Consider the following 11712-nt stretch of genomic DNA (forward strand, 5'->3'; position numbering starts at 1 on the left):
TTAATTTGAGAAGATATTGGATAAAGTAGAAAAATTCTTTTTAACAAAGCCTTTTAATTGTTCGGAAATATTATTACCAAAATTTCCTATGTTCAATCCCGAGCGAACTGGGTAGTTTGGATAAACAGATTTCAAAGTTGAATATTCAAAAAAATATCCTATTTCTGTACTGCCAAACAATTCGGGTGCTCCAGAATTTTCAAATCTTATGGTTCTTTTAGTCCAATTACCCCAATGACTTGTCTCATGACCAATAACCATTACCATATAAAAAATATTTACAACGCCTTCAAAACTTTTGCTATTACGATTTGCCCCTTCAAACCAATTTAAAACATCAGTGTCAACAATTATTGAGTTAATTAACCTTTTATCTTGACTATGCGCATATGGATATTCCGCTTCTGGCCATATATCTTCGGCTGATAGAATACCACCTTTTCCGTACTGGAAAATTTCAATTAAGTCCTCTAATGAAAACCCACTTACTGAACTAAGAGCATTCATAAAATTCTTGTCTTGCACCATTTTAGGTAAAATATATTTAACCAAATCATAAAAAGCAGGATAGTTTTTTTGATAATATGCTTCCTGTCCTTTCGGAAACTGAAAGGTAGGAGAACTTCCCCCGCCAGCAGTTCCTGCTTCTGATTGATCAATTGAGTTTACTTTAGGAGCTGGAATATCACCATTGGAGTTATCATTATAACCATAAAGATTCTTTATAGCGTTAAAAAGATCTATTGCATCTTGTCCCGTATATTCTACTCCTGCATCAAAAGTACCTCTTGCAGCCATCCCATCAGGATCAATAAACCGCATAGGGTTATTAACTGCATAATTGTACGGTGAATGCCTTCTGTACACTTCTGCTAACGGATCTACCACACCCCATCTGCCGATATCCGGCATATAGAACCTGGCGCCGTAATCATTCATCCCGATCTCCTGCTGGAATTCCTTTCCGTTATATTCGTAATTATAATTTACTCCGGAGGTATCTGCGGGATTTCCGTGTTTTAATCCAAAAGCGTAATAATCATTTTTCTCGACAATTGCCGCCTGTGCGCCTTCTCTGGTAAAGCTTACCCGTACATTTCCCAAATGGTCAACGTAGTGGTAAATATACTTATTTTTTATATTATCATAATACCCTTCCGAAGTGGCAAAGAATTTCAGGCCGTTTGTATTTAAAAGATCTGTTATTTCGTAGCTGTATTGAAAGCCATCAATATATTCAGTATCAATAAAAGTATCCTGTTTTAATTTTCCGGAAAAATAAAGGAATCTCTTTTTGATCTTCACGCCGTCCGCCCGGTAAGCGTACTGAACGTTACTGTAAATATCCTGTCCGTTTCTGGTCACATAATCATTAAATTTAATATAGGAAGGCAGGTTGAGGTGATTGTATTTAATCTGGAGAAGACCTTTATCCCAATGCTGGGTCATATTTCCATTATCATCATAGGTAATGGTGTTCCCCGAAGTATCCGGATAGCCGCTGTAGTTATTCTTTTGATCAACTACTGAGATCAGCCTGTTTCCGTTATAGGTATACATAAGCTCATCAATCTGTTCGGCAAATCCTGAATATGACTTCTGGTTTCGGTTCAGTGCCATGATGTTTCCGTTGGAATCGTAGCTCATATTCTCATTATAGAATCCGTTCTGTGGGACAGTGGTTTCCGGTTCCTGGTAAACCGCAGCAGTAAGCCGGCTATACCCGTCATACTGATAGCTGTATCTTTTCAAGATACCATCTGCAGCCGTTTTCCAGTTTACTTCCGTAATATTTCCATTATAATTGGCCTGTGCTACGGATGCATTGGATGTAGAACCGAACTTAACCTCATAACCAAACAATTTACTCCCTAAATTGGCCGGATCATTGATTTTACTTACCCAGCCTCTGGTATTATAGGTATACTGTATATCCTGCAGGTTGTTCCCTACTTTTTTACTGGTGAGCTGCCCGAGTTCATTGTAGGTGTAGTCTGCCAGCAATTCTTCCGTAAGGCTATTAACCTGATGGTAGTGCTGCTTAAGGCGGAACTGGTTATCATAAATAAACCGTTCCTTCACCGATATTTCAGTGTCGGTGCTTAATTTTTTATGATAGGTGTTGGCCAAAATAACCGCCCCGGAAAAATCCAGCTGCTTTTCTGTTTTGGTATATCCTCCCAAATGGTTTTTACCCTGGCTTCCGATCGTTCTTCCGGTAAGATCATACCAGATGTGGGTGGAAGACCAGTTATCATCATCCAGGTTTTTCACCAGGGTAGCGGTAGGCATTGCCTTGGTGCTTCTGATGCTGTTGATTCCATTGGCGGTCACCGTAGAAGAATTGGTAAGTACAGTCTGGCCTAATATCGTTTCAGGTCTTGGGAGCGTATTATTAAAATTCGTTCCCGGATAAGAATCATAATAGTTCACACTGTACAGCGTAAATGTTCCTGCAGGATATGCCGAATTGCTGTAAAATACTTCCTGCGTATTCTGTGTAAAAGACGTAGTACTTCTGGCTTCATTATTCAGTCCCTTCAAATCGGCGTTTGCCTGTTCCTGGGCTCTTGTTCCTCCCGTGAAACGGCCTGTATACACGATCCGTCCAAATTTGTCATATCGGGTAAACAGCCACTGGTTAGGAGTATCAGGATTATTTTTCATATTGGCATCCTGAGTAGCAACCAGACGGTTCTGCTGGTCATACACCATATACTCCCATCCTTTTCCCGGAAGCTTTTTCTCAATAAGCCTGTATTTGTTATCATAAATATACTGATAGCACAGATCATTTAATACCTGCTGTGATACGGAATTGCCATTGGCTGCAATGTTTTCTACAGCCTTGGGAGAAATCACAAAGGCAAGCATGTTCAGATCGTTATAGATATAATAGGTGTCTTGCTTAGTGCTGCCCGATTCTTTTCTTACCAATATGGTCTTTCCCTCTGAATTTTTGAATTCAATGGTGGTATTGCCGTTCTCATCGGTAACAATGGTTTTGGATAACTGACTGCTGCCGTATGTAGAGATTCCAGTAATGGATGTCGTTAGCATTTTATTGCTCCACACCGCATCCGTTGCAAATCTTTTAACCTGATCCGATGTCGTATTGGTAAGATACTGTGTTTTGACGGTATGCCCTGTGTTCATCGCCCATTCTGTACCGGGATGAGCTGTCTCTAATGTTCTGGCCATCGGTGAAGCTTCCAGTTTTTGCTCGGTATACGCATTGGATACTCCGTAATAGGTATTGGCTGATGTTTCTGAAACGGTATTCTGAATGCCCAAATTCGCAGTAGGAACCGGGACAGGAAGGATCGATTTTACCTGCCTTCCGAGATCATCATACACAACAGGTATGGCAAGATCCTGTCCTAAAGGAGTAACTTTTACTTGTACTACCTGTTTTGCTCTTCCCAGTCCGTCAAAATACTGTACGGTTTCATTCTTCTTACTTCCATCTGCAGATAAATATACTTTTGTGTAAATATAGTTTTCAGAAGTTGTAGGAGTGGTCTGTGCATGGGCAAACAACGAAAAACCTACCGCTATAAGGGAAAATAAACTTTTCAGCTTTCGTTTTCCGGTATTGTTATATACTGTATGTAATTTCTTATACTTATTCATCTTATTAGTTTTTATTATGATACTGGTGCTCTTTAACCGTATTTCCGTTCACATCCACGACTCTGCTTAACCTGTTATACGCATCGTATTTGTAAAATTCCATCATTCCGTTGGGAGGAATGACCGTAGTGATACCCACCAAAGGATTATACGTGTAGCAGGTTACCATAAAATTTTGAAGAGCAGTATTATTTTTAAATGAATTCAGGGCATCTACCAATGTTTTTTCCAATGCTTCTTCTTGTGTAGCGGTCGCATTAGCATCATTATTAGAGGCGTTAACGATTGCCGTGATCAGCGAAGCCGGAATATCCGACAGTTTGGCACCTTCTATTTTAGCAATAGGCATTGTTTTATTATATCCCCAGATAATTGTGGTTGAAAAACCTGATGAACCTGCATCAGGAAAACCCGTATATTGTACCGGATTGCCTTTATCATCATAAAGGTCGTACGATATATTCTTAAAGGACTGGGAAGGAGTATCCGGAAAATAGCTGATCTGAGAGGTCGGATAATAATCTGAGCTATTGTCAAATTTGGTTTCAGATTTTGAAACCAGCTTCCCGTTTCTTTTCATTTCTGATTTTACCGGAACCGAAATAATCCCTGCATTCCAAAGCTTTGGAGTTTCCAGAGCTACGCCCCACGCATAGGTAATATTCTGTTCATTTACCGTTCCATCCGATTCTGTTGTTTTCTTATAAATAATATTAAAATCTTTGGTGTCTCTTACTGTTTCCGAAGTCACCGTTAAGAGATCAGATCCGGTATATGTGGTGGTGGTAGAAAACTGCTTTTTAATCATTGAATTTTTACCGGCAGAAAAACTGGTCTGATAAAATTCATAGTCATTGGTTTCTTTGGCAACAATGACATTATCTTTATTATAGACTTCCGTTTTATCAACAATACCGTTCATTAAAACATTGTAATAGTTCAGATCTTTTAAAGTCCCGTCAGGATTTACATTTTCAGGATAATCTTCCAATGTTTTGACATAGTACTTAGTATAGCCTCCATTTTGTCCTACCGTTTCTTTTACATTTTTATAGACAACCCCAATTTCATCTTCATAAAAAAAGCCGCTTGTTTTGGTATTATCTGTAAATTTCTGATAGTCATAGCTTTTAGTCTGCGAGGGAACTAACGTATTTCCGTCATAGTATTCAATCTTTTTAATGCGGACTCCTTTTCCTGTTGAATAATTGGGAAGCGGTTTGGATTTATAGCGGATACGCTTAATGACCACCGTTCCTTTTCCGCCCGTACCCGTGATTTTGATCATATTATTTCCGGACATATACTTTTTATGTCCGTCTGATGTTAAAATTCCTGATGTGATTTCTGCATTTATGAAAGGATTCCCGTTCTCATCAACAATGGGGCTGTTGTAATATTCACTGACATCCACCCAATATTCCAGATAGCTTGAACCATCGGTATTGTCCGGGTTCGCAGGAAGATTAAAAAGCAGGTTGGTTCCGAAATTCGTATCAAAATTAATACTGGCAATATCCTGGTAATATTGTGCTTCCCGATCTGTTAGCGTATGCGGCGGAGCTGATACCAACAGATAATTAGCCGTATTTTTATCAATATAATACTGGTTAGGCTCATAGTCATACTTAACGGTACTTCCTGTCGGAAATTTAATACTTGTCAGTAAACCTAATCCCAAATATCTTGGATTCTCTGCCTCGTTTTCAAAGCAGGGTTTATAAGGATTAACAGCTTCCGTCCATCCAACATTATCAAACGGATTGACAGCATAAAGGAATTCCGTTGCCTGATATTCTGAAAGTGATGTATTGTATTTTAAAATCTTGTTCAGGATTCTTTTGTTCTGTATTTCTGAATAAAGACAAGGTGAGGGCAATGCAGGAGTGTAACCGTAAGGGTAATTGTAACCGCTCACAACAGACTGAAATGCATATTTCTGAACTACTTTTCCTGAAACGGTCTTCAGTTCTATATTTTCCAGTTGAAACGGATCAGAGTATGATTTTCTCTTAGCAGCATCAAAGGAATAGTTTATATTGATTTCGCCATAATCATAGGCTGTGATTTTTTTAGTTTTAAGACTTTTTACCGGATACAGAATGCCCGCAGTACCCACCGTATAGTTATCTTCCTGATATTCAAATTTTAAAAGCTCCACCCCGTTTACATCCACAATTTTTGACAGGTAAAAGCCAACAGGAAATGTCTGAGGATTTCCAGCCATATAAGCATAGGAAATATCGGTCTTATCAAAGTAAAATTTGGTTCCCGCTTCATCGGTAATGATAAAGTTGTACTGTCCGTTCGGTTCGGTAAAAGTAATATTTAACTTATCATAAGTCAGTTTACGGAATATATTTACTCCCGATGAATTCTTGCTCAGGGAAAACTTTCCGCTGCGCCCTAATACATTATAATAATAAGTATCTTCAGGAAAGCCGTTGAAAGGATTGATGTTCCTGTAAATAAGAGCCGTTAATCCGTAGGTTGACCATCCTAAGCCAATATCTGAAGCCTTATTATAGCGTCCTGAGTTGTTTGGATGGTAACTCATACCGCAGTTAATCGAAACACTTTTATTGTGTGTATCTAAAGAAAAAAATGGAATATTGGTTTCGGGAATACCGGAAGATATGGCTACAGGAGATTTTACATAAGTCGGTAAAGAAGCCGCAGAAGGAGCTGAAAGAAAGTTCTCTTCAATAGTGGCCGACTGGGCTGAAACAAAACTTATCGAGAGCTTTGCTATAAACAGTATTGTTATAATATTCTTTATTTTCATGGTTATTTCTTAATCAATTTAGCACTCGCTGTTTTGTTATCATTCATTTTCACACTCACCAGATACGCTCCCTGAACCAGGTTCTGTGTATTGATCTTCGTGACTTTATTTTTAGTTTTCAGGCTCTGAAGCTGTCTTCCGCCCATATCATACACCAAAATCTCTGCTTCAAAGGAAGACTCCCCTCCTTTGGAGGGGTTGGGGGAGGCTCCTATCTCCACATATGCATAATCACTCACCGGATTCGGGTAGATCTTAATATCCTGCTTTTCGATCAGCTCATCAATCTGCTTATCACCCAGCTTTACAATTTTCCAGTTCTCTTTTCCCAATTCCTCAGCGCTCGTCCCGGCTAAAACAATCGAACCGTCCCGGTTCAGCTTGATATCAGAAAGCCTTTCCTCTCTTTTTCTGGATTCGCCCTTCACATGCTTTCGCCATTGTTCCTCTCCTTTTTCATTGAGATACAGCATCCAGAAGGTCTCATCATCACTTTCAATCCTTCCTTCAGCCTGGGTGTAACCTCCCAATAGAATTCCTTTGGTTGATGGTTGATTGTTGTCGGTTGACGGATTGTGAATCACGCTCATTCCCATCAGAACATCCCGGTTCCTGAAATTGTAGGATTTCTGCCAGAGCTCTTCTCCTCTTTCATTTAAAGAAATCAGCCATAAATCCGTCCCTTCTTCGATTCCTACGGTTTTATTTCCGGATCTTTCCGATCTTGATTCTCCACCGATTAAATAACCTGTAGATGTTAAAGCTAAAGTTCTTAAATGGTCATCACCTTTCCCTCCGAAATTCTTCTCCCATTCTACTTTGCCATCTTTTGAAAGCTTAATGATCCAATAATCGCCCTCGCCGAAATTTTCTGTCTTCTTAGATCCTCCGGCATTGCTTCTGGAATACACTCCGAGTAAAGCACCCCCGTCTTTCGTAGGAATCATTTTTTCCACTTCATCCAATCCTTTTCCGCCTAAAATGAGCTGCGATAATTCTTTCCCGTTTTTATCCAGTTTCACAATCAGGACATCTTTGGATCCGTAACCTTTTGAATACTGAGCCTGTCGAAGGGCTGTAACATTCCCTGCCACAAAGAATCCCAAATCCGTCGTCTGAATTACCGCTCTGGCTTCCTCATCCGAATTACTGCCAATCGTTTTCTGCCACAATTCATCCCCGAATTCATTAATCCGGATCAGCCAGATATCTGATCCGCCTTTGGAATCGTCTTTCTTATCCAACCCTTTTCCGCTGAACGAAGTGCCTGAAAGAAGGAATCCGCCCTCCTGCGTATTTACCGTGGCTGAAAGAAAATCGTGATTTTGTCCCGAGAAATATTTTTCCCAGACTTCTTCGCCCTGTTGATTCAGTTTAACCAAATGAAAATCGTAACCGTTGTTGGGCTGCTGGCTGTTGGCATTTGGCAAATGGCTTTTGCCTCCGGCTTTGGACATGTTATTTCCTGTCTGGATAGAACTGCCGGTTATCAAATACTGCTGGTCGATGGTAGTGGTAACCTGCGAAAGAAAATCCTGGGTGGAAGATTTAATGTCTTTCTGCCAGATGACTTCCTGGGCAGAAACGCCCAGAACGGAACACAAGAACAGTGCTCCTGAGTATATTTTATTCATTCCTAATGTTTATTTCGAGTTGTGTTGATTATTAATTTTAAATCGCCGCAAAAATACTTATTTTATACAAGGTGTGGAAAAACTACAATATCAATTTATTATGAATTTCATCAGATAAATTACTGTCCGCTTGTCATCCTATTATTTGCAAAACTATAATCTGGTAACGACAAAATATGTCGTTTCTTATATAAGAATGATGAGAAAAGGAATAAAAGTTGCAGTTGTAGTAGACTTACGTTTACCTATCTTTGTTATATATATGACTCCTGAACATTCAACAGATAATATTTTCAGTCCTGATTTAATCATACAGGCACTGGCCTCCTCTCCCGCACCGACAGCCATTTATTCAGGTGAAAATATGATTATCCGTTTTGCAAATGAAGGCATGCTGGCTCTTTGGGGGAAAGATTCGTCTGCAATTGGCAAACCGTTGATGGAGGCAATTCCGGAACTGGAAGGACAACCCTTTTTAGGATTATTGCAGCAGGTCTGGCGTTCCGGTAAAACGTACTCTGTATCGGAAGCTCCTGCAAAGCTGATCAAAAACGGAGAAGAAGTGCTCGATTATTTCGACTATGAATATAAGGCACTTATCGATCAAAACAATAAAACATGGTGCATACTTAATACCGCTCTTAATGTAACTTCCCGACGTGAATTTTTACAGCAGATACGAGAGAAAGAAGAAAGAGAACATGCGCTTAATGAAGAAATGGCCGCTACCCTTGAGGAGCTGACTTCCACGAACGAAGAACTCAGTGATTCTATAAAACAACTTGCACACAGCAGGGAGTATATCCGAACAATTATTGAACAGGCTCCTGTTGGAATTGCGATGCTGAAAGGACCAGAGCATATTATTGAAATTGCCAATCCGGCCATCCTTAGCATTTGGGGGCGCAAGGAGTCTGAGTTGATAGGCTTTCCCCATGAGGAAGCCCGTCCGGAACTACAGGGGCAGCCCGTTAACAAATGGCTCAGGGAAGTTTATGATCATGGAAAACCTAAGATAAATAATGAATTTACAGTCAGATTACGGCACAATGATGGTTTAAGGGAAGCGATTGTCAATTCTATATATCAGCCTATATTTTCTGAAGGAACTATTTCCGGGGTTCTTATCATTCTTGAAGAAATCACCCAGCAGGTTTTAGAGCGGCGCAAAAGTCAGAATGATCAGCAAATGCTTGCTCTGGCCATTGATGCCGGAGCACTTGCCACTTTCTATTACCAGCCTGCCACCAATCTTTTTTCCGGAAATTCCTTACTTAATCATTGGTTTGGACTCTCATCAGAAGAAAATTTAGATCTGTCTATTGCATTAGAAGTCATTCTACCTGAAGATAGAAACAGGGTTGTTAATGCTATTACAAATGCTCTTAGTAAGGAATCTGACGGCCATTATTTTATTGAGTATCAAATACAGAATAATACCGATAAAAAAGTAAGGCTGCTACAGGCGAACGGAAGAGTTTTTTATGATTCGCAGGGTAATCCTTTAAGTCTTAACGGTACGCTTAGGGACATTACGGAACAGAAGAAGGAAGAACAGCGAAAAGATGATTTTATGGGAATGGTAAGCCATGAACTTAAAACACCGCTCACCTCATTGAAAGCTTATCTTCAGCTGTTGCAAAGAACAGAAGTAAACGAACGGAATTCCAGAAATCAAAATATGCTTGAAAAATCCGTAAAGCAGGTGGATTATATGAACAATATGATTAATGGTTTTCTTAATGTATCAAGACTTGACTCCGGACAAATGCATATTGAAAAAACAGTCTTCGATTTTCAGTCATTATTCTCGGAAATTGAACATGAGGTTCTTTCCACCAACCATAGCCGCAGCTTTATTTTCAGGGCTTCGGGTCAAACATTAATCCATGCAGACCGTGACAAAATATCGCAGGTTATTCATAACCTTATTGGAAATGCCGTAAAATACTCCGCTGTTAATACATCAGTTGTTATTGAATATGCAACTACTGTCCATAACAGCTTACAGGTTACTGTTACCGATCACGGGATCGGAATCTCCGAAGAAGATCAGCTACGAATCTTTGAACGTTATTACCGTGTAAAAGACATTAACAGCAGAACGACATCGGGATTTGGGATAGGACTTTACCTTTGTAAAGAAATTATTGATCTTCATAACGGTACAATAGAAGTACAAAGTTCAAAGATGGAAGGCACCACATTTTCATTTGTTTTACCGATTGACTGATAAGCCCTTCCCAGCTACGCACCTGCATGTAAATGCCGGAGTTCTACAAAGAAAAGTCCGGCAAAATTTTACTTCATTAAATCTTTAATAATATCTAATCCTATTTTTATATCCTGATTTATTTCATTACTCATTGTATAAAAATCCATTTCCTCTTCTGCCATCTTCTCCCATTTCAGTGCACATTCAGCGATCTTGAAAAGTCCGGCGCTGCCTGCGGTTCCTTTAAGTTTGTGAAGAATCATTCTGGTTTCTGCAATATCTTTTTCCTGGGCTGCCTTTTCGATATTTTTTTCTGCACGGGTAAGTTCCTGGATTAGCAGGTTGAGAAAAACTTCTTTGAAATCTTCATCATCTCCAATCTGCTCATGCAGCATATTGAGATTAATATACTGTTCCTGATTCATTTCTGGCTCATCTTCATCATCAACAATATCAGTGTCCGTATCATTATTCCCTTTAATACCGATATATTTTGTAAGCATTTCCTGAAGATCTGCTTGTCTCAGCGGCTTAGGAAGAAAGTCAGTCATTCCGGCTTCCAGGCATTTTTCTTTTTCGCCCAGCACATTTCCTGCGGTAACCCCAATAATCGGGACATCAGCATAATCCGGAAGCAAACGGATTTGTTTCGTAGCTTCAATGCCATTCATCACCGGCATCTGCACGTCCATAAGAATAATGGAGAATTGTTTTTTCTTACACGCTTCCAGCGCTTCAAGACCGTTTACGGCTTCCATAAGATGCGCATCCGGAGTAATGGATTTCATTATTCTATTATTCAACACCATGTTCACCGGATTATCATCTACCAAAAGAACTTCAAGTTCTGACACGAATGAATAGGAATTTTTCTCGTCCTGATTCTCAATAATAATTTCTAATGTATTATTCCGAGCCACCTTTCTTAGTGTTTTGTATAAATCATCGGATTTAATCGGTTTCACCAGTAAAAAGGCATTTTCCTTTTCCCGAATCGAGGTAATCACTTCTAATTCTTCCGAAGACGAAGAAAGTATTATAATAGGTAGATGATCCTTTCTTTGTTGGAAAAGCTCTCTGATTTTATCAATAGTTTCCAGTCCCGACATGAGTGGCATATGGTAATCCATAAGAATTACATCGAACTTTTCACCCTTCATAAGGATTTCCAGGGCTTCCAGTCCATTGGCTGCCAGTGTTGTCTCAATATTTTTATAACCAAGCATGTGGTCAAGAATAATCCTGTTGCTCTCGTTATCATCTACCACCAATGCTCTTTTTATCGTCATATCTTCTTCTTCCCTGAATTCTGACATTTCATAAGGAATCTCAATATCAAAGAAAAAGACAGAACCTTTATCCGGTGCGCTGATCAGCGACAGATGGCTGCCCATATACTTCAGAATATTGTTCGAAATGGTAAGCCCAAGACCTGTTCCGCCATA

Annotated in this window: 5 protein-coding genes; 1 reads left to right on the top strand and 4 read right to left on the bottom strand. The window is 39.5% G+C overall.

What is annotated here, in order from left to right:
* From BUA76_RS18385 to BUA76_RS18395, 3 genes are read right to left on the bottom strand one after another with little or no spacing between them, the layout of a single operon-like run.
* Positions 1-3633 carry a DUF6443 domain-containing protein gene (locus BUA76_RS18385; RefSeq protein WP_072886261.1) on the bottom strand — a complete coding sequence of 1211 codons (3633 nt, stop codon included), beginning with the start codon at positions 3631-3633 and terminating at the stop codon, positions 1-3.
* 4 nt (positions 3634-3637) lie between these two features.
* Entirely contained in the window at positions 3638-6418 is a 2781-nt protein-coding gene (locus tag BUA76_RS18390) for a hypothetical protein (protein ID WP_072886262.1), read from the bottom strand.
* Positions 6419-6420: 2 nt separating this feature from the next.
* Positions 6421-8052, bottom strand: a complete 1632-nt coding sequence (locus BUA76_RS18395) for a T9SS type A sorting domain-containing protein (RefSeq protein ID WP_072886263.1) — start codon at positions 8050-8052, stop codon at positions 6421-6423.
* 130 nt (positions 8053-8182) lie between these two features.
* On the opposite strand from BUA76_RS18395, the gene BUA76_RS18400 reads away from it, so the two are divergent.
* Positions 8183-10285, top strand: coding sequence for a PAS domain-containing sensor histidine kinase (locus tag BUA76_RS18400; protein ID WP_143149947.1), 2103 nt, complete (start codon positions 8183-8185; stop codon positions 10283-10285).
* A gap of 68 nt (positions 10286-10353) precedes the next feature.
* On the opposite strand, the gene BUA76_RS18405 is transcribed toward BUA76_RS18400, so the two are convergent.
* On the bottom strand, positions 10354-11712 hold a 1359-nt coding region (locus BUA76_RS18405; protein ID WP_143149948.1), incomplete at its 5' end, for a response regulator.

Origin of the sequence: Chryseobacterium takakiae (genome assembly GCF_900129385.1) — a bacterium.
GTDB lineage: Bacteria > Bacteroidota > Bacteroidia > Flavobacteriales > Weeksellaceae > Chryseobacterium > Chryseobacterium takakiae.